We start from the raw sequence: 24405 nt of genomic DNA, 5'->3' as shown, positions 1-24405 counted from the left end.
GCGGCGTCCAATATACGACCGTGAATCCCGCCAACTCGACTGTCAGCGAAAGAAAGGGCGAATGAAAACACGGCGGGGCGACCGCCGAAGAGGCTCCGGCCTAGAAGCGGCCGCCGAGCGAGTATCGCGCCGACAATTCGAGCTTCGATTCGGTAGCGAGGGCGGGCTCACCCAGTGCGGCCTCGCGAGCCGGCACATCGCTGCGCACGCGCAGCCATTCGAGCGCGAAGCGCCAGCGATCGCCATGTTCGTATGAATATGCCAACGCCCACGCATGGCCAGCGTCGCTTGCGGCCTTGTCCGGGCCGTCTTCGAAATTCACCGCAAAGCGATCGTAGCGCGCGGTGATCATGTGGGCGCCGAACCGGCGCGCGATCAAAGCCGACTGCGAATCGAAATCCCAGGTGAGCCAGGTGTACGGCACGATGACCGTGCGTCCGTCGAGGGCCTGCAGCAGCACGGTCCAGTCGCTGGATGTCTCGATGCGCAACGCGGCGGCATCGAATTGCGTGTCCCAGGCGAAGTCGCGGATGGCGGGCGCGGCGACCCGCGGGTCCGCGCGGTTGTCGTAGTGCAGAACTTCGAGGATCGCGCGATCGCGGTAGCGCGCCTGCGCGCCCACGTAGTAACCGGGACGGTGGTCGATTTCGTGAAACAGCTCTTTCTTGGCGAGCTCGGGGTCGTCCTGCGGCGCGCCGACGCGGCCGAACAATGTGGTCTGACGGTCGTGAAACGTGAAGCCGTGGGCGCTCAGCATCGTGCCGGCCGGATCGTTCCAGCCGAACACGGCGGCGGTCAGCTGCAGGTCGAAATCGTGCCCCGTGCGCGTGCCTAACCACTCGAGCTGGCCTTCGATGCCGACGGTACGGATCTCCTCGCCGATCCAGCTGCTGATCGCCGACGGTGTGATCGTGTAGGGCGTTTCCCAACCACGCGCGCGATTCTCGAGCGACAGCGGTGGATAGAATGCGCCGAGGCGCACGCGGGTCCGGATGCCGGCGCGTGGATAGGGCCGGTATTCGAGGAAAATTTCGGTGAGGTCGACGGGATTCTTGTCGTCGAGATCCCACATCGAGGCCTCGACGTGCGCCGAGAACACCTCGCCGAGCGGCTGATCGAGCGCGGCGCGCAGCCTGCCCAGCTGGATACCCTCATGATCGGCGTCGTAGCGCAGCTTGCCCTGGCCATTGTCGAGGAACGAGTCGCGTCCGTCCGAACTCACCGCGCGCAAGTCGAGCGACAGCTCCCACTGCGCCGCGTGTGCGCTACAGCCCAGGGCGAGCGCGCCCGCCACCAGCAGCGCCTTGTTGCTCAGTAGTCCCATGAGTGCGGCCGGCCGTTGAGCGGCGCGGGCTTGAGGGCCTTCGCGAGCCGGAACTGAATGGGCGTGCGGTCGGCCCCGGTCTCGATGACGCGTTCCACGTCGCGCGGTTCGTTGAGCAACGGGTGCCAGATGCGCAACCGGTAGCGGCCCTGCGGCACATCGGCCGCCGTCCATTCGCCTTGTCGGTCGGTACGGCCGAAGAACGGCGCGGCCGTCACGATGATGTACGACAACATGTTGTCGTGGATATTGCAGCCCAGCGTCACGACGCCGGGCTGATCGAACGAAACGGGTGGATAGGGCTTGCCGCGGTACAACGGCAGCTGGAACGACCGCGCGTTCGAGAACGAATAGACCTGGTGGCTGATGGCGTCGCTATTTGGAAATTGCACGGTGGAGTGCACGGGAATCACCAGCACGTCCGGCACGAAGGTCAGGTCGACCTGGTCCATGATCCCCTTGACCGGCGCCGCCGGCGGCAGCAGCGGCGACTCCGCTTCCGCGCTCACCACCGCACCGGGAAGCGGCGTGCCATCGCGTTTGAGAACGGTGACGGTCAGCGGCGCGCCGAATACGGGCGCGCACAAAACGAGCGCGGTCCATACGACCGCGGACAGCCCGCAACCTCCCGGCGATTTATTCCTGCGCGACATTTCGTTCCCTGACCCGCCTCGCGCACACACCGCGCGAGTTGCGGCATTGCACCTTATGTCACCCGCGGAATCCGGAACCCACGTCTCGCACCGTCAGGCGGCACGACTGTCCCACAGCGATTTGTGACGCCGTTCGCACTTCGTGGCGCGTTGGAGCCGGTTCTGAAATTGACGCGGGAGGAGAAGCGAGCCGTGACTCCGGACCCTCGCCGGGAGGCGCGGGTGTGCCAGGGCGCGTGCCGCGGACGAGCCTAACTACGCGTCCTGGCCGTCCGCGTCCTTGTTGCGCTGGATCTGCGCATAGGCGGAGTGATTGTGGATCGACTCGAAGTTCTCAGACTCCACCACGTACGCCGCGATGCGCGGCTCGTCGTTGAGCCGCACCGCCACGTCGCGCACCATGTCTTCGACGAACTTGGGGTTGTCGTAGGCGCGTTCGGTCACGTATTTCTCATCGGGGCGCTTGAGGATGCCGTACAACTCGCACGAAGCCTCGCTCTCCGCGATCTCGATCAGCTCCTCGATCCACATGTGTTCGCGCAGCCGGGCGTTGATCGTGATGTGCGAACGCTGATTGTGGGCGCCGCGTTCGGAAATCTTCTTCGAGCACGGGCACAGGCTCGTCACCGGAACGACCACCTTCACCCACATTTCCGTCGTGCCCTTGACGCGCCGGCCCACGAGGCTGGCGCGGTAGTCCATGTAGCTTTCCACGCCCGACACCGGCGCCTTCTTCATGACGAAGTAGGGGAACGTCATTTCGATGTGGCCGGAATCCGCTTCGAGGCGGTCGGTCATCTCCGCCAGCAGGCTGCCGAAGGATTCCACCGAGATCTCGCGTTCGCGATGCAGGATCTCGACGAACCGCGACATGTGTGTGCCCTTGAAGTTGTGCGGCAGGTTCACGTACATGTTGAAGTTCGCCACCGTGTGCTGCTCGCCGGCGGAACGGTCTTTCACCTTGACCGGATGATTGATGTCCTTGATGCCGACCTGGTTGATCGGAATCTGGCGTGTGTCGGCGCGGCTCTGCACGTCTTCGACGGTCAGAACGCGGGGCTGGGGAGCGACGGCGGGTTTCATTTGAAATGCCTGAGTGGATAAAGCCCGCACAGTTTGCGGGCTTTCGTGGATCGTTCAACCCCTCAAATGGGAGAAGGGAGGGGTTGTTCCGGCTCGCGGCCCCGATTTTTTGAACTTCGGGGCTGCTTTATGTCCCCGACCGCGCTCTTCCCTCGCTCTGCGGGGTCCACCAGCGTTCGATGGCGGCATTGAGGCTCGCCTGATCGAGCTCCGCCTCGACGAGGCAGTCCTCGCGCGAGCCGTGCTCGACGAAGCGGTCGGGGATGCCGAGCGTGAGCGTGGGCAAACTGTTCGAGCAATTCGCCAGCAGTTCGAGCACCGCCGAACCGGCACCGCCTGCGATGGCGTTTTCTTCGATCGTGATCAAGGCGCGATGCCGGGCCGCGAGGCGCAACACGAGTTCTTCGTCCAGCGGTTTCACGAATCGCATGTTCACGACGGTGGCGTCGAGCCGCTCGCCGATGATTTGCGCGGATTTCACCAATGCGCCAAACGCGAGGATCAGCAGACCGCTGTGGCCTTCGTGGCGGATCTCGGCCTTGCCGATCGGGAGCGCGGCCATCTCCGCGACGAGCGGTACCCCCGGCCCCAGGCCGCGCGGATAACGCACGGCGGCGGGGCCGGCGAGCGTGGTCGCGGTGTACAACATCTGCCGGCACTCGTTCTCGTCGGCGGGCGCCATGACGGTGAGATTCGGAATGCAACGCAGGAACGAATGGTCGTAACTGCCCTGGTGTGTGGCGCCGTCGCCGCCGACCAGGCCGGCGCGATCGAGCGCGAACACCACCGGCAGGTTTTGCAGCGCCACGTCGTGGATCAGCTGGTCATAAGCCCGCTGCAGGAACGTGGAGTAGATAGCCACCACGGGCTTGAAGCCTTCGCAGGCGAGGCCGGCCGCAAAGGTGACCGCGTGTTGCTCGGCAATCGCCACGTCGAAATAACGCTGCGGAAATTTCTTCGAGTACTCGACCATTCCGGAGCCTTCGCGCATGGCCGGAGTGATGCCGACGATGCGCGGATCGAGCGCGGCCATTTCGCACAGCCACTGGCCGAAGATCTGCGAGTAGGTGGGGCCGGCCGCCTTTTCCTTGAAGATGGTGCCGGTCGCCGGGTCGAACGGACCCGGGCCATGCCACTTGATCGGGTCCTTTTCGGCCGGGTCGTAACCCTTGCCCTTGCGCGTGACCACGTGCAGCAGCTGCGGGCCCTTGAGCGCGCGCGTATTGCGCAGTGTGGTAATCAGCTCCTTGATGTCGTGACCGTCCATCGGGCCGAGGTAATTGAATCCGAGTTCTTCGAAGATGGTGCCGGGCAATACCATGCCCTTCATCATTTCCTCGGAGCGGCGCGCGAGTTCCCACATCGTCGGCATGGGTTTCAGCAACTTCTTGCCGCCGGCACGCAGCGTCGAATACATGCGGCCGGACAGGATCTTGGTGAAGTAGTTGGACAGCGCGCCGACGTTTTCCGAGATCGACATGTCGTTGTCGTTGAGGATCACGAGCAGGTTGGTCTTGCGGGCGCCGGCATTGAGCAGCGCCTCCCAGGCCATGCCCGCGGTGATGGCGCCGTCGCCGATGATCGCGACCACCTTGCGGTCGTCTTCGTTGAGCTCGGCCGCGACCGCCATGCCGAGCGCCGCGCTGATCGAGGTGCTCGAATGACCGACGCCGAACGTGTCGTACTCGCTCTCCGCGCGCGAGGGGAACGGCGCGAGCCCGCCGCTTTGTTTGATGGTGTCGAGCTGGTCGCGGCGCCCGGTCAATACCTTGTGAGGATAGGCCTGGTGGCCCACGTCCCAGACGAGGCGATCCCGCGGAGTATCGAAAACGTAGTGCAGCGCGACGGTGAGCTCGACCGTTCCGAGCCCCGCGGCGAAATGTCCGCCGCGCGTCGCGACGCTGCGGATCAGGTATTCGCGCAGCTCCTTGCACACTTCGCCGAGCTGGTTTTCCGCGAGCGAACGCAGATCGGCGGGCAGATTCACCGTATTCAGGAGGGGGAATGTCTCTGAGACATTGGTCATCGCGGCGCAAGTTTACACGCGGTGCGTGTCGAGAGACCCAAATCGTTCAGCTGACGCGCGCCACGAGAAAATGCGCAAACTCGCGCAACGGCGCGAAGCGTTCGCCCAGCGGTTCGAGCGCCGCAACGGCGCGATCGCGGCGCGATTGCGCGCGCGCGCGCGCGGTCTCGAGACCGAGCACGGACGGATAGGTCGGTTTGATGAGGTCCGCATCCGCACCGGCGCGTTTGCCGAGCGTCGCGGTCGTGCCTTCGACGTCGAGGATGTCATCCTGGATCTGGAACGCGAGGCCGATCTCCGCGCCGAATTCCGCCAGCGCAGTGCGTTGCGGTACGTCCTGGCATCCGGCGGAAATGGCGCCGAGCAATACGCTCGCCTGGATGAGGGCGCCGGTCTTTTGCCGATGCATGCGTTCGAGTGCGGTTTCGTCCATCGGCTGTTTGACGGCTTCCAGGTCGATCGCCTGGCCGCCGGCCATGCCGCGGGTGCCGATCGCGTCGGCCAACACGCGCAGCATTTCCAGGCGTGCTGCGGCGGCAATCTGCGCCGGAGCCTGCGTCAGGACTTCGAAGGCGCGCGCCTGCAGCGCGTCGCCGGTGAGGATGGCCGTGGCTTCGTCGAACGCGCGATGGCAGGTCGGGCGTCCGCGGCGCAGATCGTCGTCGTCCATCGCCGGCAGATCGTCGTGCACCAGGCTGTAGACGTGGATCAATTCGACCGCCGCGGCGGCGCTGTCGAGCAATTCCAGCGAGGCGCCGAGCGCTTCACCGGTGGCGTACACCAGCACCGGGCGAACCCGTTTGCCGCCGGCCAGCGTGCTGTAACGCATCGCTTCGAGCAGCCGCGGCGTCGCCCCGCCATCGATGTCGAGCGCGCGCGCTAGAACGCCTTCGATGCGTTGTTGGTAGACAGGGACCCGCGCGGCGAGAAAGTTTTGCGGCGCGGGCGGCTTCGCCTCAGCGCCCGTCTTCATCTTCGTCGTCCGGATCGGCAAACGGCTCGAGCGTTTCCTCACCGTTGCGCGCCAGCAGCACTTCGACTTTTTGCTGGGCGGTGCGCAGCGCGGTCTGACATTGACGCGTCAGCGCGACGCCACGTTCGAAAGTCTTGAGTGCGTCTTCAAGCGGGACGTCGCCCTGCTCGAGTTTCGTCACGAGCGCTTCGAGTTCGGTCAGCGACTGTTCGAAATCCGGCGACGAAGCCGGCTTCTGGGAGTCTTTCTTCTGCGGGTTTGGTTTCACGCGCGCGACGTTAAACGTCGGACGGCGGTTGGGCAACGGCAGATGCCGCCGCGCGCCGAGTCGTTGCTTCCCGATTGACGCGTGCTCACGAGGGGTCGTAGAGTTCGCGCCACTCTTAGAACAAGTCTAAATGAGAGCCATTCCCATTGGTCATAGGTAAGGAGAGAGCCGTGAACCTGAAAGGCAGCAAGACGGAAAAGAATCTGAAGGACGCATTCGCCGGCGAGTCGCAGGCGAATCGCCGTTACCTGTATTTCGCAGCCAAGGCGGACGTCGAAGGTTACAACGACGTTTCCACCGTGTTCCGATCGACCGCGGAAGGTGAGACCGGCCACGCGCATGGTCACCTCGAATATCTGGAGTCGGTGGGGGATCCGGCCACGGGTCTGCCGATCGGCGAAACCAAGATGAATCTCAAGGCGGCGATCGCCGGCGAGACGCACGAGTACAGCGACATGTACCCCGGCATGGCGAAAGCCGCGCGCGAAGAAGGTTTCTCCGAAATCGCCGACTGGTTCGAAACGCTGGCGAAGGCCGAGCGTTCTCATGCCAATCGTTTCCAGAAGGCGCTCGACTCCATCTAACTAGCGCGCGTCCCATGAGCGCCACTGAAACCGGCATACGCGAGGGGAGCCTGCAGGCTCCCTCGCGTCATCCGCTCGACTGGCGGAGTGCCGAGTTCAACGACCCGGCCGCGCTCGAAAAAGAGCTCGAGCGGGTTTTCGACATCTGCCATGGCTGTCGCCGCTGCTTCAGCCTGTGCAATTCATTCCCGACCTTGTTCGACGCGATCGATGCGTCGCCGACGCTCGAGCTCGACGGCGTGGACAAGAAGGTCTACTGGGACGTGGTCGATCACTGTTACCTGTGTGACATGTGTTTCATGACCAAGTGTCCGTACGTTCCGCCGCATCCGTGGAACGTCGACTTCCCGCACCTGATGTTGCGCGCCAAGCATCATCAGCATCGCAACGGCGAACACAGCGTGCGCGACAAACTACTGTCGAACACGCGCGGACTCGGCAGCATCGCCGGCATTCCGGTGGTGGCCGAGATCGTGAACGCGGTCAACGGCACGAAGGCCGGGCGCAAACTGCTCGAGGCCACGCTGGGTGTGGCCGCGACTGCGCCGATTCCGAAATTCCATTCGAACACCGGCAGCAAACGCGCGCGCAGACTCGCGGGCAAGGTCACCGAGGTGAAGGCGACGGAAACCACGCGCGGCAAGGTCGCGCTGTTCGTCACTTGTTATGGCGACCGCAACGAACCGCATCTTCCGGAAGACCTGACTGCCGTGTTCGAGCACAACGGCATCGCGGTGAAGGTCGTCGGCAAGGAAAAATGCTGCGGCATGCCCAAGCTCGAGCTGGGCGATCTCGAGACGGTCGAAAAGTACAAGAATTTCAACATTCCGCAGCTGAAGGCGTTGATCGACGACGGGTACGACATCGTCGCGCCGATTCCGTCCTGCGTGCTCATGTTCAAGCAGGAGCTGCCGCTGATGTTCCCCGCTGACGTCGACGTGCAGGCCGTCAAGGCGCGCATCTTCGATCCTTTCGAATACCTCATGCTGCGGCACAAGGCCGGCCTGCTGCGTACCGATTTCACGACCAAGCTGGGCAAGGTCAGCTACCACGTCCCGTGTCACCTGCGCGTGCAGAACATCGGCCTGAAGACGCGCGACGTGCTCAAGCTCGTGCCGGATACCACGGTGGATATCATCGAGCGTTGTTCCGGGCACAACGGCACCTATGCCGTGAAGAAGGAATATCGCGCCGCGTCGGTCAAGATCGGCAAACCCGTGGTGTCCCGGGTGCAGGCGGCGCAGGCCGATCACTACTCCAGCGACTGCCCGATGGCGGGCCACCAGATCGAAAGCGGCCTCACGCCGCCGGAATCCGGCGAGGCACAGCGCCAGCCTGAACACCCGATGACGCTGGTGCGCAAGGCCTACGGTCTCTAGCTACCCGATGAAGAAACTCGCTCCCGCCGATTTGTGGTCGCTCGAACGGTACTCGCGCGATCGTGCCGACTTCCGCGTGCGCGTGATGGCGCACAAGAAGCACCGGCAGGTGAGCGTCGGCCCGAACACCATGTGGCTGTTCGAGGACCGCCTCACGGTGCAATACCAGGTGCAGGAGATGTTGCGCACCGAACGCATCTTCGAGGTGGAAGGAATCGCCGATGAACTGGCCGCCTACAACCCGCTGATTCCCGACGGCAGCAACTGGAAAGCCACGTTCCTCATCGAATACACCGATCCGGAAATCCGTCGCGTTCAGCTCGAGAAGTTGAAGGGAGTCGAGGATCGCTGCTGGGTGCAGGTCGCGGGCTGCGAGAAGCTGTTCGCGATCGCCGACGAGGACCTCGAACGCGAGAACGAGGTGAAGACCTCGGCGGTGCACTTCCTGCGCTTCGAGCTCACCGCGACGATGGTCGCCGGACTCAAGGGCGGCGCCGCATTGTCCATCGGCATCGACCACCCTAACTATCAGCACCGCCTCGATCCGGCCAGCGACCACGTGCGTTCCGCACTGCTCGCCGACCTCGATTAGGGTGCCGGGTGGGGAAAGTGGGGAAAGCCGCTTTCCCCACTTTCCCCACCCGGCACCCTGATCCCATCGTCAGATCTTCGGCTGCGCCTGGTGCTGATTCCACAGCACCGCGGCATACACGAGGTTCGCTATGCCGATGGCGGCCGGAATCAGCGCAAATGGGGCGCCGGGTTCGCCGCCGGCATGGTCGATGGCGTAGTACAGAACGATGCCGCCGAACAACAACACGAGTCCGTTGCGCATGGCTTTCGGCCACATGGCGCTCGGCGGCAAAGCCGGCCGGGACACCTTGTCGTTCAGAAAGCCCACCAATCCCGGGGCGATTGCGGGGGGTTCCACACCCTTGTCGAGCGCCATCATCCGTTCCCGGTGAAGCTGTTCGAGAAGCTGCGCTTTGCGTTTGTGTTCCGACCAGATCGACAACATGCCGATGCCGATTCCGCTGACGATGGCGACGATGGGGATCGAAACGGCAATAAGTGCGGGATCCATGATCAGTTTCCTTCAATGTGCGTTGTGAACGCCCTTGATACCCGGCAGCCCGGATTCCGGTTGCATGGCGGCACTGCAACCCGCTATACGCCTGCGCAGTATCAAGCAGGTGCAGGCAGCCATAAACATGAAGCCGGGTGGGGCCACGCCGCAACCGCCGCCCCCGACGGCGGCGATGGAGCGCGACGCGGATCTGCTCGCGGCTTTGCGCCGTGGCGACAAACGCGCCGTGCTGGAAGGGCTCATGGACCGCTACCGGCAGAAGATCATGTATCTGGCGGTGTCGATCGTGCGCGATCCGGCCCTGGCCGAAGATCTCGCGCAGACCACCTTCGTCAAGGTGTGGCAGGCGCTTCCCAAATTCGACGGCCGCGCCGCCCTGTCCACCTGGCTGTACACGATTGCACGCAACACCTGCCTGACCGCGGTCGGGCGCGAGCGTCGCATGGTCCCGCTGGAGGATTTCACGGAATTCTCCGATGACGACAGCGATCCAACGGTGTTCGGACGCGGCGCCGGGAGCGTGGAGTCCTCCGGACAGGCGGCAGCCGAATACGACGTCGCCAAGCTTCTCGAACAGCTGCCGGAACCGTATCGCCGGGTCGTGGTCCTCTTCTACCTGGAAGATCGAAGTTGTGAGGAAGTCGGCGAGCTTCTGTCGATACCCACGGGTACAGTCAAAGCATTGCTTCATCGCGGTCGCAAGAAACTCGCGGCACTGGCCGGCGAGGTGGAGTTGGACTCATGAATCGCAAACTGGAAATCGAAGCGCGGCTCGACCGCGCACTTGCCACTCAAATCGCAGCGCCAAAAATCGACGGCCGGTTCGACGCGGCCGTGTGGTCGCGCATCGAAGCAGAGGAAGCCGCGGCCACCAATCCCGCCGGCGCAAGTGTCGAACCTGGGCGCGCGCGCATCGCGAACCTGTCGCGCTGGATGTTCGTCAGCAATGCCGTCGGAACCACGGTCGCACTGATCCTCGCGATCTACTTCGGATTACGCGCGTTCGGCGGCGTCAATCCCGGGCTGAAATTCGAGATGCCCGCGCTCTCGCAAGAATTCCTGATGCAGGCAATGACCGGCGTTGGATACGTCCTGACGTTCGTCGTGCTGACCTTTGCCGTCGCGCTCACCTCGTTTGGCCGCAGACTGCGCGCTCAGTTTTCCTGAAAATCGGCCCAATGCCCGCCTCTCCGGAGCGGGCATTCGCTGGTAGACTGCGCGCCGCGCGGCTCTGACAGGCTGTGCGCCACCCTCGCAGCAGCGGCAGAGAATGTCCTACACCGCATCCGACATCGAAGTCTTATCCGGTCTCGAACCCGTGCGCCGCCGCCCGGGCATGTACACCGACACCTCGCGTCCCAACCACCTCGCGCACGAGGTCGTCGACAACTCGGTCGACGAAGCGCTGGGCGGCCATGCCAAAGAGATCAACGTCATCCTGCACAAGGACAATTCCTTGTCGGTGGCGGACGATGGCCGCGGCATGCCGGTGGACATCCACCCCAAGGAGAAGGTGAGCGGCGTCGAGCTGATCCTCACGCGCCTGCACGCCGGCGGCAAATTCAACGACAAGAGCTACGAAGTGTCCGGTGGACTCCACGGAGTCGGCGTCTCCGTCGTCAATGCGTTGTCCAAGCAGCTCGAGTGCTGGATCAAGCGCAATGGCAAGGAATACAACATCGGCTTCAAGGACGGGAAGATCTCCTCGAAGCTCGAGGTGGTCGGTTCCGTCGGGCAGCGTAATACCGGCACCACCGTACGTTTCTGGCCCGATCCCAAATTTTTCGATTCCGACAAGTTCTCCGTGCCGCAGCTGCGGCACGTGCTCAAGGCCAAAGCGGTCCTGTGCCCCGGGCTCAAGATCACGTTCGAGAACGAGGCCACCAAAGAGAAAGACGAGTGGTACTTCACCGGCGATCTCGCCGCCTATCTAAAGGAAGAGATCGGCAAGGAAGATGCGCTGCCGGCCGAGCCGATCTTCGCCAAGAACGATCAGCCCAAGATCAACGTCGTCGAATACGCCATCGTCTGGACGCCGAATGCCGAACGCGCGATGGGCGAGAGCTACGTCAACCTGATCCCCACCGCCGAAGGCGGCACACACGTGAACGGACTGCGTGCCGGTATCGCCGGCGCGGTGCGCGAGTTCTGCGAATTCCGCAATCTCGTGCCGCGTGGCATCAAGCTCACGCCCGAAGACATCTTCGACAAGTGCTGCTTCGTGTTGTCGATCAAGATCCAGGAGCCGCAGTTCGCCGGCCAGATGAAGGAGCGCCTCGCGACGCGCGATGCGGCATCACTGGTCGAAAGCTTCGTGCACGATTCGCTGTCGCTGTGGCTCAACCAGCATCCGGATGCCGGCGAGCGCATCGCGCAGTTCGCCATCGAGAACGCGCAGGAGCGCACCAAGGCCGCGCAGCAGGTCAAGCGTAAACGCGTCACGGCCGGTCCCGCGTTGCCCGGCAAGCTGGCCGATTGCACCAACCAGGATCCGAAACATTCGGAGCTGTTCCTGGTGGAAGGCGACTCCGCCGGCGGCTCCGCCAAGCAGGCGCGTGACCGCGAGACGCAGGCCATCATGCCGTTGCGCGGCAAGATCCTGAATACCTGGGAAGTGTCGGTCGGCGAGATCAACGGCTCTCAGGAAGTACACGACATCTCGGTGGCGATGGGCATCGATCCGGGCGTGAGCGATCTGGCCAATCTGCGCTATCACAAGATCTGCATCCTCGCCGACGCGGACTCCGACGGTCTGCACATCGCGACGCTGCTCTGCGCGCTGTTCCTGCGGCATTTCCGTCCGCTCGTGGCCAACGGCCACGTGTTCGTCGCGATGCCGCCGCTGTACCGCATCGACGCGGGCAAGAACATCTACTACGCGCTCGACGACGCCGAACGCGACTCGCTGCTCAAGAAGATCGAGAGCGACAGCAAGATCAAGTCGAAGCCGCACGTGCAACGCTTCAAGGGTCTCGGCGAGATGAATCCCTCGCAGCTGCGCGAGACCACCATGGATCCGCGCACGCGCCGTCTCGTGCAGCTCACCATCGAAGCCAAGGACGACAGCGACCAGCTCATGGACATGCTGCTCGCAAAGAAACGCGCCTCCGACCGCCGCGACTGGCTGGAACAGAAGGGCAACCTGGCCGAAGTCATTCCTTGAGAGCCATTCCCTGAAATCCAAAGACATGCAAGACGAACTGAATTTCGAAGGCGTGGAAAAGCAGCCGCTGCGCGTCTTCACGGAGAAGGCGTACCTCGATTATTCGATGTACGTGATCCTCGATCGCGCGCTGCCGTCGTTGTCGGATGGGCTCAAGCCCGTGCAGCGCCGCATCATCTACGCGATGAGCGAGCTCGGGCTCTCGGCCGGGCAGAAACACAAGAAATCCGCGCGCACCGTCGGCGACGTGATCGGCAAATTCCATCCGCACGGCGATTCGGCCTGTTACGAGGCCATGGTGCTCATGGCGCAGGATTTCTCGTACCGCTATCCCATCGTCGACGGGCAGGGAAATTGGGGTTCGCCCGACGACCCGAAGTCCTTCGCGGCCATGCGTTACACGGAGTCGAAGCTCACGCGGTACGCCGAAGTGCTGCTGGCCGAGCTGTCGGACGGCACGGTCGACTGGCAGCCGAACTTCGACGGCACGCTCGAAGAACCCGCGTTCCTGCCGGCGCGCCTGCCGAACGTGCTGCTGAATGGCACGCAGGGCATTGCGGTGGGCATGTCCACCGACATCCCGCCGCACAACCTGCGCGAGATCGCCCAGGCGTGCATTCACCTGCTCGACGAGCCGGAAGCGCAGACGCGTTCGCTCATGAAGTACGTGCGCGGCCCGGATCTGCCGACCGGCGGCGAAATCGTCTCACCCAAGGCGGACCTGCTCGAGATCTACAACACCGGCAACGGCAGCTACAAGGCGCGCGCGGTGTATTCGGAGCAGGACGACACCATCGTCATCAGCCAGCTGCCGTACCAGGTGTCGGGCAACAAGATCATCGAGCAGATCGCCGCGCAGATGCGCGAGAAAAAGCTGCCGATGGTCGAGGATATCCGCGACGAATCGGATCACGAAGAACGTATCCGTATCGTGATCGAGCCGAAGAAGCGCACGGATGTCGCGCAGTTGATGGCGCACCTGTTCGCGACCACCGATCTCGAGCGCAACTATCGCGTGAACATCAACGTGATCACGCTCGAGGGCAAGCCGAAAGTCATGGGCTTGCGCGATCTGCTCAACGAGTGGCTGGTTTTCCGGACCACCACCGTCACGCGCAGATTGCAGTACCGGCTCGACAAGGTCGCCGCGCGGCTGCACATCCTCGACGGCTTGCTCGCCGCGTACCTGAATCTCGACGAAGTGATCCGCATCATCCGCCGCGAGGACGAGCCCAAGCCCGTGCTCATGAAGCGGTTCAAGCTCACGGAAATCCAGGCCGAAGCGATCCTCGAAACCAAGCTGCGCCACCTCGCGAAGCTCGAAGAGATGAAGATCCGCGACGAGCAGAAAAAGCTCGCCGAGGAGCGCGAGGAGCTCGAAGGCATCTTGAAGTCGAAGGCCAAGCTCAAGAAGCTCATCTCCTCCGAGATCGAAGCCGATGCCGAGAAGTACGGCGACGACCGGCGCACCAAGATCGTCGAGCGCGAAGCCGCGCAGGCCATCGACGAATCGGAGCTCATCGCGAACGAGCCCGCGACCATTGTCCTGTCGAAGGGCGGCTTCGTGCGTTCGGCCAAGGGCCACGAGATCGATGCGCGCTCGCTCACCTACAAGGCCGGCGACGAATACCAGCATGCGGCGAAGGGTCGCAGCGTGCAGCAGGCGGTGTTCCTCGATTCGACCGGCCGCGCGTACAGCCTCGTCGCGCACTCGCTGCCGTCGGCGCGCGGACTGGGCGAACCGCTGTCATCGAGAGTGGACCCGCCGGACGGCGCGAAGTGGCGCGGCGTCATGATCGGCGAGCCGGAAGATCTGTGGCTGGTCGCGAGCGATGCAGGTTACGGGTTCACCGTGCGGCTCAAGGAAGCGTATGCCAGCAAGAAAGCCGGCAAGACGCTGCTGAACATTTCCGATGGCGCGCTCGTGCTGCCGCCGTCACCCGTGCCGGGCGATGACGCTCTGGTCGCGGTGACTTCGGAAGGCGGCAAACTGCTCGTCTTCCCGGTCAAGGACGTGCCCGAGCTGGCGCGCGGCAAGGGCAACAAGCTGTTCGACATCCCCGCCAAGAAATTCGCGACGCGCGAGGACTTCATCACCGGCATTGCGGTGGTGCCCAAGGACAAGTCACTCGTGGTCAGATCCGGCGAACGCAAGATGACGATCGAGTGGAAGGACCTCAAGGACTATCGCGGGCAACGCGCGCAGCGCGGCTCGGTGTTGCCGCGCGGCTGGCGCAGCGTCGACACGCTCGAAACCGAATGATCGGAGCGCCCGGCGAGGCGCAGGGGAGATACAACATGAAGTCGAATATCAGCCGCCGGATCGCGGCCGTTGCGGCGTGCGCCGCATTCCTGCCGACGGTGGCGAACGCGGCGCCGAAGCGCGTGCGACTGACGGTGGATGTGCAGGTCGAAGGAACGGAAGGCGTCGTCGGGACGGGCACCGACCGGACGACGGCCAGGTTCCGCGAAGGCTACTCGCTCGTCACCTATCTACAGTCGGACGGCGAGCTCGCGCAGTTCAATTCCAAGGACCCCGAATACGCGCAGAAGATGATGGGTCTCGCGCAGAACGTGCATGCGAAGGTCAACCAGGCGCAGGGCAAGGCGCCGGTGAGGAAGCTGACCCAGCAGCAGATCCAGGACTACGTGAAGACGAAGCAGGCCGCCTGCGGTACGGATCGCGGCTGTCTCATGAAACTCGCGCAGGAAGCGCAGGAGCTCATGAGCAACATGGACACCGGCGGCGCCACGGCCGCGGGAAACGCCGGCGCCTATACCGGCGACGAACCGCCGCGTTTTCTCAACTACTTCGGTTTCGAAAAATGCGGTGCGACGTCGCACGTGTACGTCGACCGCACCACGCAGGGAACGCTCGCCGACACCTCGGGTGCGGTGCCGTACACCGTGGTCGACACCGCCGACTATCGCGGCAACCCGGTCGAGCTCGGCCTCATCTGCGTCTCGCACAACCTGGTCGTCGACTCGCAGGACGGTTCGTTCTACAGCGACGGCGCGGTGCTGCCGATCGGCAAGGGCACCTCCGTGATCACGATGCGCGGCAGAACCGACAAGTCGAGCGGCGAGGCCGCCACACACGGCGAGCCCTACACCTGGGTGAGCGAACAACTGCGCCACGCGCCTCGCGCCGGCACCCGGTCCACGACGATGAAACTCACGCAGGGCCGCGGGGCCGCGATTCACTCCGGCAAGTATTCCGGCGAAGCGCGCATCCAGATCACCTGGAAGCTGGAAGACGTGAAGTGAGAAGCCTGACCGGCGGATACGCCACGCGTGTCTGATGCACGCGCTGCAGCCAACCTCTACCTGGTCGCGACTACCACCGCGGCGCCCGCCATGGCCACACCGGAGCTGCGGTTGAGCCGGCGCACGGCCTTCGGCGTCGTGAACAACTCGCGCGCCCTGGTCGCGAGCAACACATAGGTGCCGAGCACCACTGGCAAGACGATCGCCATCGCGGCGGATATCTCCACGAACCGCAGCGCATCCAACGAGGCGAGATCGATGACGGTCGGCAGCAGCGCGAGAAAGAACAGGATCGCCTTGGGATTCGCCAGCGTGAGCATCAGGCTGGCGACGAACGCGCGCCAGCCATGCTGGCTGCCATCCTGTTCGCCCATCGCGACGCGTTCGGCCGGCGCCGTCCACAGTTTCCAGGCCAGGTACAGTAGATAGGCTACGCCCGCCCACTTGATGGCCACGAACAGCGCTACCGCGGTTTTCGCCAGCGCCGCAAGGCCGGTCGCGGCAATCGCGAACCAGACCAGATCCCCCACGACGAATCCGGCGATGAACGCCGGGGCGCCTCTCGAGCCATGCGCCAGCGAGCGCGCGACGATCGCCGCGACGCCGGGTCCCGGCGTCGCGACGGCCAGCGCGTAGACCGCGCAGAAAGTGGCGAGGCCGTAAAGGCTCACTGCCCGCCGAGCTGGTAATTCACCGTGAAGAACACCGTGCGGCCGACCGTGTCGAACCACGAATTGTCGTAGTACGGGTACGAGGCGTACGTCGGATCCCTCACCGGCCCCTTGTCGGTCAGGTTGTCGATGGTGAGACGCGCGCTGAGCGCGTCTGAGATCTTGTAGTCGGCCGACGCGTTCAGCCAGACGCTCGCGGAGATGAAGCCGTCTTCATCCCAGTTCGGCAGCTTGTCGATGCGCAACGCGTGCAGTGTCGCGCTCCACTTGCCCGTGTCGAAAGTGACGCTGGCGTTCGCCTTGCTGCGCGGGATGTCGAAACCGGAATCCGGCAGGAATTGATCGATGATCGGATCGCCGGCGTACTGCTGCGACTCGTGGTTGAACACCTTCGTGTAACTCGCGTCGAAGGTCAGCGACGACTCGCCGATCGGCCACTTGTAGCGGATGCCGAAATCGACGCCGTCGGTGCTCTCGTTCGCAATGTTGATCGGGTTGACGCGCACCGTATTCACTTCGCCGGGTGATATCGGGCCATCGTCCGGATACCGCACGATGCGATCAATGGCGTCCTGGCAGGTGGGCGAGTCGATATCGACGGGTGTGCCGTTCCTGGTCTCGCCGAGCCGGCAGTCGGCTTCGGTCTCAAGCACGTTGTCGACACGCAGGTTGACGACCTGTTCCGACAGTTTGACGTCGAAGTAGTCGAGCGAGACCAGGAAGTTGTCGTTGGGCGACCAGACCAGACCCGCGCCCCAGGATTTGCTGGTCTCGGGCTTCAGGTCGCGATTGCCGTTGCGGATCGCGATGACGCCGATATCGGCCAGCGAGCAATCGCCGATGTCCTCGTCGGGCTCCTCGGTGCGGCAGTAGTAGTAGTCGTTGCCGCCGGATTCCACCTGGCCGGAGCCGGCGAACACGTAGTGCAGGTCGGGCGCACGGAAGCCGGTGCCGTAGTAGCCGCGCACCAGCAACGTGTCGAGCGGGCGGAATTCGACGCCGAAGTTGTAGGTGAACTTGCCGACGTCATTGCCGCCGAAATGGTAGCTGTCGTAGCGCCCGGCGGTGCTCAGTTCGAGCATGCTGGCGACCGGCACACGGAACTCATAGCTGCCGCTCCAGTGATTACGCGAGCCCTTGCCGGTCTGGTCCTGCCAGCTGAAGTAGTAATAGCCGAGCGCCAGCGGATCGGGGTTGAGGGCGTAAGCCTGGTTGCCGGCTTCGATGTTCGCGGCGAAACCGACCGGGCCCGCCGGCAGATGGAACAACTCGCCGTTCGTCAGCGTGAACGATCCGTAATCGTTGCGCGCCTCTGGCTTGTAGATGGAGCGCGCGAAAATGGAGTCGTACTCCGCGCGGGTCAGCGCCGTGTACAGGCGCGCCGGATCCGCGTCGAATCTTGCGAGGCCCGAATCCTCGTCGACGCCGGTCTGCGGCCCCAGGAACAGTTCGTTCGCGGCGGAGGCGACGATCAGCGGAAAGCTCGCCGTGAGTTTGTATTCGCTGTGGTTTAGATAGGCCTCGTACTTCCACGCATCGCCGATGGATCCCTTGATGCCGGGCGTGATCGTGATGGTCTTCTGGTCGGTGTTGACCGTGCCGCGCTCGAGCCCGCCCATTTCCTCGGGCGTGAAAATCCGGTACCAGTTGTCGAGATCCTCGATCCGGTCGTTGAAGAAGGTGCCGTCTTCATTGCCGACGGCATCCATGTAGTTCCATTCCTGCACGTCCTTGAACAGCTTCACCTTGCTCACGCCGACGAGGATGTCGGCGAACAGCGTGGTGGTGTCGCTCAGCTCGAAGTTGAGCGACGCGAAGCCGGTGGCGCCACGGCGCTCGTTGAGGATGGTGCCGTAGCCGGTCGACTCCAGGCTGCCGCAGTAATGGCCATCGCCGTAGTCCTCGAGTTCGTCGTCGTATGGACCCCAGCCCGGGCGTGAGCCCCAGATCGTGGAGCCCTTGTTGGTGCTGGACAGCGAATCGCAGGTCGCCTGGCCCGGATCGATGTACACCTCTTCATTGGGCTCGATGCGCAGGAAATTACGGCGCGGGATCGGGCTGTCGGTGGTGGGGTTGTCCGCCGCGGAATCCTGGACGCTGCGGTCCATCATCCACAGCGGGCGCTGATCGAGCAGGTCGAGTCCGAACACCGCGTGGAAGCGGTCGCGCGAGAAGCCGGCGGACATGGAGAGATGATGCGAATCGCCGCCGCCATCGGCGGTCGGTGAGCCATACCGGTAGCTGAAATTGACGCCCTCGACATCTTTCTTCAGCACGAAGTTCAGCACGCCGGCGATGGCGTCCGAGCCGTAGATAGCCGAGGCGCTGCCCGACAGCAACTCGACGCGGTCGAGCATGCCTATCGGGATGTTGGAGACGTCGGTGAAGTTGCTGAGGCCATCGAGCGGCAGCGGGAAGTCGGCGATGCGCCGGCCGTTGACCAGCACCAGCGAGTGATTCGGCCCGAGGCCGCGCAGATCGACCTGGTCGGAGCCGGGCGTGAAATCGGCGGCGCCGTAGGCCTGCTGACTCTGTGTCGCGCCGCTGTTCTGCGTCAGCACCTTGAGCACATCGGGCACGCTGGTGAGGCCCGCGTTTTCGATCTGCCGGGAGTCGATCACCGTGATGGGCGCCGGTCCTTCCTGCTTGAGCCGCGGAATGCGCGAACCGATGACAGTAATTTCGGTGAGCTCTTCGCCTTCCTGCGCGAGAGCCGCCGCTGACGTCAAGAATGCGAAACCAGCCGCGGTCGCAGCCAGGACTTTGTTCTTCATCTTCTTCTCCCCGATTGATCTGTCCGCGGGCCGATTCTAGATGCGTGTCGTGGCCAGCGTCGACTGTTAAAGTCACGCGCGGGCGCATCGGGTGGCGGTTAGGTGAGGGGAAAAATGATCAGGCACAGCTGGTTTCTTTGTCTCGTAGCGTTCATCGGCGGTGCCCACGCCGCGGCCAAGCCGCCGGCTGCGTACGACTACTATTCAGCCGGCCAGCTGGAAGCGCCGCGTCCCGGCCCTACCGAGGGCGCTTTGATGCTGCTGGGCGGGGGGGATTGGCCGGTGCCGGCGTTCCGCTGGTTCGTCGAACGCATGGGCCACGGGCACCTGGTGATCCTGAAGGCTTCCTACGGTGACGAGGCCCAGCAGGAATTCCTCAAGGAAGTCGGCGGCGCCGTCTCGGTCGAATCGCTGGTGTTCCATTCGCGCGCGGCATCCAGCGATCCGCGCGTGCTCGACATCATCCGCCGCGCCGACGGCATCTTCATCGCCGGCGGCGACCAGTCTAACTACGTGCGCTTTTTCAAGGGCACGCCGCTGAACGAGTTGCTGGATGCCCACCTGCGCGCGGGCAAGCCGATCGGCGGCACGAGCGCGGGCCTCGCGATCCTCGGCGCCTACAGCTACGGCGCGATGGATGGCGGCAGCCTGGAGCCCGCGGTGGCGATGCGTAATCCGCTCGGCGGCGGCGTCACGCTGGTGCGCGATTTCCTGCACATGCCGTATCTGTCGAAGGTGATCACCGACTCCCATTTCGCCAAGCGTGAACGTTGGGGGCGGCTGCTGGTGTTCGTCGGACGTCTCGCCAGCGAACAGCGGGACAGTGGCATCACCGGCATCGGCGTCGACGAACAGGGCGCGTTGTGCATCGAAGCCAACGGGATGGGCCGCGTGTACTCGAATGGCCGCGGCTTTGCCTGGCTGGTGCGCCCGATGCGCGCGCCGGACGTCTTGAGCAAGGGACGCTTCAATTTTCGCGGCGTCCCGATCGTGGGCATCGGTGCGGAGAGTGCGATCGACTTGAACACCTTCGAGGTCACGCGTCCGTCGTTCCAGTTGCAGGTCAGCATCGTCAACGGGGAATTCGACGCTGCCTCGCTGGCCGCGCTCCGGGCGGCAGCCGCGACGCCGGCGCCGGACGCGGTGGCGGAAACTGCGAAGAAATGGACTCTCGTGGTCCATGGCGGCGCTGGAGTCATCGAACGCGGCGACCTCACGCCGCCGAAGGAAGCCGCTTATCGTGCCGCGCTCAGTGCAGCGCTCGAGGCCGGCCGCAAGGTGCTGGCGGGTGGTGGCGCCAGTCTCGACGCGGTCGAGGCAGCGATCCGCGTGCTCGAAGACGACCCGCTGTTCAATGCCGGGCGGGGCGCGGTGTTCACCGCGGATGGCCGCAACGAGCTGGACGCTTCGATCATGAGTGGCGCCACGCGCATGGCCGGCGCAGTGGCGGGCGTGACGCGCACGCGTAATCCGATCAGCCTGGCACGCGCGGTCATGGAGAAATCACCGCACGTGATGCTGGCGCGCGAGGGCGCGGATCAGTTCTCGGTCGAGCAGGGTCTGCCGCAGGTCGCACCGGAATATTTCCGCACCGAGGAGCGCTGGCAGCAATTGCTCGAATGGCGCCGTGACAACGCCAAGGTGCTCGACCCGACGCACCTGCGTGGCACGGTGGGCGCCGTGGCCATCGACGTGAGCGGGCACGTGGCCGCGGGCACGTCCACCGGCGGCATGACGGGCAAACGCTGGGGCCGGATCGGCGATTCGCCGGTCATCGGCGCCGGCACCTACGCCGCGGATGGCAACTGCGCGGTGTCGGCGACCGGCTCGGGCGAATACTTCATTCGTGCGAGTGCCGCGCGCCAGCTCTGCGACCGCATCGCCTGGCACGGCGAAAGCGTGCAGTCCGCGGCAGCGGCGACCATCACGAATATCGGTGACATCGGCGGTGACGGTGGCGTGATCGCGATCGACGGCGCCGGGCGCATCGCGTTCGCGATGAATTCGAGCGGCATGTACCGCGGCTGGGTGACGAGCGACGCCGCGGCGGCGACGGCTATCTACTCTAACGAGCCGGGTCCGCAGTGACGCGGCCGCGCAGGTACTGGTCGAGCCAGCGCACGGTCTCGGCGTAGTAGTCGGGCCAGTCCGCGCGCCGCTGGGCTGCGCCGAAATCCGCGCCGTGCACGCCGCCCGGTATACGCACCAGCCGCACGGGTACGTTGGCCGTTTTCAGTGCCTGCTCCATTGCTTCGGACTGCGCGATGGGTACCAGCACGTCGGCATCGCCGTGCAACAGCAGCACCGGCGGTGACGCGCCGCCGACATGCGTGATCGGTGAAGCCGCCGCATACGCCGCCGCGGCGGAGGTATTCGACGGCGGCGCTTCCATGAACGACGAGATGAGGGCGTTGCCTTCGATCGTACCCATGGTGCGCAGATCGAGCAGCGGCGCGCGCAGCACGACGGCCTGCAATGCCGCGGATTCCCGTTCGACCGGATCGGCCGCTGCCGCGTCGCCGGAGGACGCCAGCATCGCCGCCAGACCTAACAAATGCCCGCCGCTCGAGCCGCCGACGCCGCCCAGATGCGCGGGGTCGACGCCATAGGCCGCCGAGTTATGGCGCACGAAGCGGATCGCGCGCTGCACGTCTTCGATGGCCGCCGGGTAGTGGAACCGCGGCGCCGCGCGATGGTTGATCGCGAACACCGTGTAACCCGCGGCCAGCAGTGGCGGTCCCCACAACGGAATCTGCTGCGACTTCAGTGGCGCGGCGCCATAGGCCTGGTCCGCCTGCCAGCCGCTGCCGGAGATGAACACGACGCCAAAGCCGTTCGGTTTCACCGGGTGATACACGTCGAGCAGCAGGGCCAGCCCTGAATACATGCCGTAGACGACGTTGGTGTCGACGCGGGGTACGGGCGGTTTTGCGGGCGCCGCCGCGCAGGCACCGGACGCCAGCGTGGCGCAGGCGATGAGCGCCGCGAGCCGCTTCATCATCAGCGTCGGCCGGCCTGAAGTTCGGCCATGACCACTTCTTCGGGTGCGTTGACGAAGTAGCCCTGGATGAACTGCACGCCGAGCTGCCACAACACGGCCATGGTGTTGGCGTCTTCGACGCGCTCGGCGATGGTCTCGATCTTGAGCTTGATGGCCTGTTCGACCAGCTTCTTGACCTTGGCCTGGGTTTCGAAATTGCCCGCCAGATCCTGCACCAGCGCGCCGTCGATCTTGATGAAGTCGAGCGGCACGGCGGACAGTAGTTTGGCGGGATCGCGGCCGGAGCCGAAACGCTCGAGCGCGATGCGGAATCCCATCTTCTTGAGCTCGCCGAGCTGTTTCACCGAGGCTGTCATGTATTGCTCGGCGATGGTCTCGGTTATCTGGAAACAGATACGCGCCGGGACATGTGCGCCCGTGGCGACCTGCGTCTTGAGCCATTCGGCAAAGCCCGTATCGAGCACGCTGTCCTTCGACAGGCGCACGAACAGCGCGCCGGGCTTGCGTTGCGCGGCGAACGACAGCGACGCGCCGACCACCCAGCGATCGATGTTCTTGAGCAGATCGTTGCGTTCGGCGGCGGCCATGAACTCGGCCGGCAGGACTTCCTTGCCCTGGTGGTCGAGCATGCGCACCAGCACGTCGAACATGTTCGGGTCCTCGCCCTGAAGGCTCGCCACCGGCTGTTGCACCAGCCGGAAGCGATTTTCCATGAGCGCGGACTTGATGTGTTTGACCCAGATCTTGTCGTAGGCCTGCACACGCGTGTCGGTGTCGGCCTTGTCCAGGTGATAGATCTGGTTGCCGCCCTGGCTGCGGCCGCGGCGCACCGCTTCGATCACGTCGGCAACGATGGCGTCGATGCCCGAGCCCGCGGGAGGCACGGCCGTCAAGCCGATCGTGCAGCTCGAGTGGACCGTCTTCTGCCCGACGGTGGACGGCGTTTCGCTGAACCGCGCCAGCACCGCCTCGGCCCAGGCTTCGACGTCGTGCGGATTGCCGCGTTCGAGCAACGCAAGGAACGCGACGCCTGCAAGGCGGCCGGCGATGTCATTCGGGCCGAGATACGACTTGAGCGTGACTGCGTATTCGCCCACCAGCTGCTCGCTCATGCGCACACCGATGTCTTTTTCGAGCTCCGCGAACTTGTCGGGGCGCACCAGCGCCATGAAACGCACGCCGCCGGCGGGCGGGGCCGCGATGCGCGTACCGATCGCGTCGAGCAGCGGCCGGCGCAGCAGCAGGCCGGTGGTGGCGTCGCGCTTGACGGCGTCGGACAGGTCGGTAGTTAGCTGACGTTCGTCGCGCTTGCGCGCCGGCACCATGATGCGGACGCAGGGTTCGTTGTCGAACTCGCCGGGGGTGAGCACCAGGTCGAGCTGCAGCTGGGTGCCGTCGCCCAACAAGGCGGTCACCTTCAGAGGGTGATCGCTCCACTTGCCCTGGCCGCAGGCGACCAGCGCGCCCTTCAGGGCGGCGTGCGAACGATCGTCGAACAGGTCCATCAGCGGCTGGCCGACGACGGCGCCGGAATCGCCGTAACCGAACAGATCGAGCCAGGTCTGGTTGGCGTCGACCACGATGCCTTCCTGCACCTGCAGGATGGCGTCGTTGGAACGTTGCAGCACCGACTGCAGCTGGCGGCGATAGTCGCTGGCCGACTGCAGCGTGGAATTGAGGGCGCGTTCGAGGCGGAACGAACGCAGCTCGCGCAACACCACCGCCTGCACGCGATCGGTGGAAGACAGCGATACCACATCGCGCGCGCCGAGCTTCATGCCGAGGGCGATGTCGGTTTCGGAGATCTGCGGACGCACCAGCAGCATGGGGACCTGGGGAGCCAGCTGGTTGCGCACCGTCGCCGCCTGCTGCGCATCACTTTCCGACACGTAGGCGCAGATGAGCAGTTCGGGATTGAGTTGTTCGAGCGCCTCGCCGAGGTCGCGGACCGCGGGGATCCAGGTGCAGTGCACAGGTTCGCCCGCCTTGCGCATCAGGCTGTTGATGAACTCCGATGGCTCTCGTTGCGGCGAAAAAACGATGAGCGGAACGGCAGAATTGTCCGTCAAGTCGACTCCCCGGGAGGCAGCGCAAGCGAACGCTGCGTTCAAACAGGCGCGGCGAGTTTAGCACCTGACCCCCGGGGGCCCGA

20 protein-coding genes are annotated in these 24405 nt (G+C 64.5%); 9 read left to right on the top strand and 11 right to left on the bottom strand.

Translation table 11 applies throughout. The features are described from left to right. Positions 1-100 precede the first annotated feature (100 nt). From WDO72_03590 to WDO72_03565, 6 genes are all read right to left on the bottom strand, one after another. The gene (locus WDO72_03590; protein MEJ0084736.1) at positions 101-1324 is read right to left on the bottom strand and encodes a hypothetical protein; all 1224 of its coding nucleotides are present in this window, start codon (positions 1322-1324) and stop codon (positions 101-103) included. After that, positions 1312-1977: a methylamine utilization protein gene (locus WDO72_03585; protein ID MEJ0084735.1), complete on the bottom strand. Its 666-nt coding sequence runs from the start codon at positions 1975-1977 to the stop codon at positions 1312-1314. Before WDO72_03585 ends, WDO72_03590 begins: the two co-directional genes overlap by 13 nt. Before the next feature lie 255 nt (positions 1978-2232). After that, positions 2233-3060 carry a GTP cyclohydrolase FolE2 gene (gene folE2, locus WDO72_03580; protein ID MEJ0084734.1) on the bottom strand — a complete coding sequence of 276 codons (828 nt, stop codon included), beginning with the start codon at positions 3058-3060 and terminating at the stop codon, positions 2233-2235. 127 nt (positions 3061-3187) lie between these two features. Continuing rightward, positions 3188-5086 (bottom strand): 1-deoxy-D-xylulose-5-phosphate synthase, encoded by a 1899-nt coding sequence (gene dxs, locus WDO72_03575; protein ID MEJ0084733.1) that lies wholly within the window; start codon positions 5084-5086, stop codon positions 3188-3190. Positions 5087-5132: 46 nt separating this feature from the next. Next, a complete protein-coding gene (locus tag WDO72_03570; protein MEJ0084732.1) occupies positions 5133-6059 on the bottom strand; it encodes a farnesyl diphosphate synthase in 927 nt (308 codons plus the stop codon). Beyond that, on the bottom strand, positions 6043-6327 hold the full coding sequence (locus WDO72_03565; GenBank protein ID MEJ0084731.1) for an exodeoxyribonuclease VII small subunit: 285 nt from the start codon (positions 6325-6327) through the stop codon (positions 6043-6045). Before WDO72_03565 ends, WDO72_03570 begins: the two co-directional genes overlap by 17 nt. Before the next feature lie 170 nt (positions 6328-6497). On the opposite strand from WDO72_03565, the gene WDO72_03560 reads away from it, so the two are divergent. Genes WDO72_03560 through WDO72_03550 form a run of 3 tightly spaced genes read left to right on the top strand, consistent with a single transcriptional unit; the run spans position 6498 to position 8882 of the window. Continuing rightward, the gene (locus tag WDO72_03560; GenBank protein MEJ0084730.1) at positions 6498-6911 is read left to right on the top strand and encodes a rubrerythrin family protein; all 414 of its coding nucleotides are present in this window, start codon (positions 6498-6500) and stop codon (positions 6909-6911) included. Between the two features lie 14 nt (positions 6912-6925). Continuing rightward, positions 6926-8290, top strand: coding sequence for a heterodisulfide reductase-related iron-sulfur binding cluster (locus WDO72_03555; GenBank protein ID MEJ0084729.1), 1365 nt, complete (start codon positions 6926-6928; stop codon positions 8288-8290). A gap of 7 nt (positions 8291-8297) precedes the next feature. Beyond that, positions 8298-8882 carry a DUF3501 family protein gene (locus WDO72_03550; GenBank protein ID MEJ0084728.1) on the top strand — a complete coding sequence of 195 codons (585 nt, stop codon included), beginning with the start codon at positions 8298-8300 and terminating at the stop codon, positions 8880-8882. Between the two features lie 69 nt (positions 8883-8951). Here the strand turns inward: WDO72_03550 and WDO72_03545 are convergent, their stop codons facing one another. Next, positions 8952-9374 carry a hypothetical protein gene (locus tag WDO72_03545; GenBank protein ID MEJ0084727.1) on the bottom strand — a complete coding sequence of 141 codons (423 nt, stop codon included), beginning with the start codon at positions 9372-9374 and terminating at the stop codon, positions 8952-8954. A gap of 64 nt (positions 9375-9438) precedes the next feature. Here WDO72_03545 and WDO72_03540 point away from each other — a divergent pair, with 64 nt between their 5' ends. The 5 genes from WDO72_03540 to WDO72_03520 all read left to right on the top strand — a co-directional run bounded on the left by WDO72_03540 (position 9439) and on the right by WDO72_03520 (position 15807). Then, the gene (locus WDO72_03540; GenBank protein MEJ0084726.1) at positions 9439-10122 is read left to right on the top strand and encodes an RNA polymerase sigma factor; all 684 of its coding nucleotides are present in this window, start codon (positions 9439-9441) and stop codon (positions 10120-10122) included. Next, a complete protein-coding gene (locus WDO72_03535) occupies positions 10119-10544 on the top strand; it encodes a hypothetical protein (GenBank protein ID MEJ0084725.1) in 426 nt (141 codons plus the stop codon). The genes WDO72_03540 and WDO72_03535 overlap by 4 nt, the downstream gene beginning before the upstream one ends. 103 nt (positions 10545-10647) lie before the next feature. After that, complete coding sequence (gene parE, locus WDO72_03530; protein MEJ0084724.1) at positions 10648-12540, top strand: DNA topoisomerase IV subunit B; 1893 nt, start codon at positions 10648-10650, stop codon at positions 12538-12540. Positions 12541-12565: 25 nt separating this feature from the next. Further along, positions 12566-14803, top strand: coding sequence for a DNA topoisomerase IV subunit A (parC, locus tag WDO72_03525; GenBank protein ID MEJ0084723.1), 2238 nt, complete (start codon positions 12566-12568; stop codon positions 14801-14803). Between the two features lie 35 nt (positions 14804-14838). Continuing rightward, the gene (locus WDO72_03520; protein ID MEJ0084722.1) at positions 14839-15807 is read left to right on the top strand and encodes a hypothetical protein; all 969 of its coding nucleotides are present in this window, start codon (positions 14839-14841) and stop codon (positions 15805-15807) included. A gap of 56 nt (positions 15808-15863) precedes the next feature. On the opposite strand, the gene WDO72_03515 is transcribed toward WDO72_03520, so the two are convergent. Both WDO72_03515 and WDO72_03510 read right to left on the bottom strand, forming a co-directional pair. Next, a complete protein-coding gene (locus tag WDO72_03515) occupies positions 15864-16478 on the bottom strand; it encodes a LysE family translocator (protein MEJ0084721.1) in 615 nt (204 codons plus the stop codon). Next, positions 16475-19252 carry a TonB-dependent receptor gene (locus WDO72_03510; protein ID MEJ0084720.1) on the bottom strand — a complete coding sequence of 926 codons (2778 nt, stop codon included), beginning with the start codon at positions 19250-19252 and terminating at the stop codon, positions 16475-16477. Before WDO72_03510 ends, WDO72_03515 begins: the two co-directional genes overlap by 4 nt. Before the next feature lie 114 nt (positions 19253-19366). On the opposite strand from WDO72_03510, the gene WDO72_03505 reads away from it, so the two are divergent. Next, positions 19367-21340 (top strand): isoaspartyl peptidase/L-asparaginase, encoded by a 1974-nt coding sequence (locus WDO72_03505; protein ID MEJ0084719.1) that lies wholly within the window; start codon positions 19367-19369, stop codon positions 21338-21340. Here WDO72_03505 and WDO72_03500 read toward each other — a convergent pair. Then, entirely contained in the window at positions 21318-22253 is a 936-nt protein-coding gene (locus WDO72_03500; GenBank protein MEJ0084718.1) for an alpha/beta hydrolase, read from the bottom strand. The genes WDO72_03505 and WDO72_03500 overlap by 23 nt on opposite strands. Then, the gene (locus WDO72_03495) at positions 22253-24322 is read right to left on the bottom strand and encodes an EAL domain-containing protein (protein MEJ0084717.1); all 2070 of its coding nucleotides are present in this window, start codon (positions 24320-24322) and stop codon (positions 22253-22255) included. The genes WDO72_03500 and WDO72_03495 overlap by 1 nt, the downstream gene beginning before the upstream one ends. Positions 24323-24405 lie beyond the last annotated feature (83 nt).

This window comes from Pseudomonadota bacterium (genome assembly GCA_037200975.1).
In the GTDB taxonomy this organism is placed as follows: domain Bacteria; phylum Pseudomonadota; class Gammaproteobacteria; order Steroidobacterales; family Steroidobacteraceae; genus CADEED01.
Note: the sequence above shows the minus strand (reverse complement) of the source record. Positions and strands in the feature narration are given on the sequence as shown.

Coding starts and splice junctions, on each gene's coding strand:
- WDO72_03590 (MEJ0084736.1), bottom strand. CDS start 1,324: ATGGGACTACTGAGCAACAAGGCGCTGCTGGTGGCGGGCGCGCTCGCC.
- WDO72_03585 (MEJ0084735.1), bottom strand. CDS start 1,977: ATGTCGCGCAGGAATAAATCGCCGGGAGGTTGCGGGCTGTCCGCGGTC.
- folE2 (MEJ0084734.1), bottom strand. CDS start 3,060: ATGAAACCCGCCGTCGCTCCCCAGCCCCGCGTTCTGACCGTCGAAGAC.
- dxs (MEJ0084733.1), bottom strand. CDS start 5,086: ATGACCAATGTCTCAGAGACATTCCCCCTCCTGAATACGGTGAATCTG.
- WDO72_03570 (MEJ0084732.1), bottom strand. CDS start 6,059: ATGAAGACGGGCGCTGAGGCGAAGCCGCCCGCGCCGCAAAACTTTCTC.
- WDO72_03555 (MEJ0084729.1), top strand. CDS start 6,926: ATGAGCGCCACTGAAACCGGCATACGCGAGGGGAGCCTGCAGGCTCCC.
- WDO72_03550 (MEJ0084728.1), top strand. CDS start 8,298: ATGAAGAAACTCGCTCCCGCCGATTTGTGGTCGCTCGAACGGTACTCG.
- WDO72_03545 (MEJ0084727.1), bottom strand. CDS start 9,374: ATGGATCCCGCACTTATTGCCGTTTCGATCCCCATCGTCGCCATCGTC.
- WDO72_03540 (MEJ0084726.1), top strand. CDS start 9,439: ATGGCGGCACTGCAACCCGCTATACGCCTGCGCAGTATCAAGCAGGTG.
- WDO72_03535 (MEJ0084725.1), top strand. CDS start 10,119: ATGAATCGCAAACTGGAAATCGAAGCGCGGCTCGACCGCGCACTTGCC.
- parE (MEJ0084724.1), top strand. CDS start 10,648: ATGTCCTACACCGCATCCGACATCGAAGTCTTATCCGGTCTCGAACCC.
- parC (MEJ0084723.1), top strand. CDS start 12,566: ATGCAAGACGAACTGAATTTCGAAGGCGTGGAAAAGCAGCCGCTGCGC.
- WDO72_03520 (MEJ0084722.1), top strand. CDS start 14,839: ATGAAGTCGAATATCAGCCGCCGGATCGCGGCCGTTGCGGCGTGCGCC.
- WDO72_03510 (MEJ0084720.1), bottom strand. CDS start 19,252: ATGAAGAACAAAGTCCTGGCTGCGACCGCGGCTGGTTTCGCATTCTTG.
- WDO72_03505 (MEJ0084719.1), top strand. CDS start 19,367: ATGATCAGGCACAGCTGGTTTCTTTGTCTCGTAGCGTTCATCGGCGGT.
- WDO72_03500 (MEJ0084718.1), bottom strand. CDS start 22,253: ATGATGAAGCGGCTCGCGGCGCTCATCGCCTGCGCCACGCTGGCGTCC.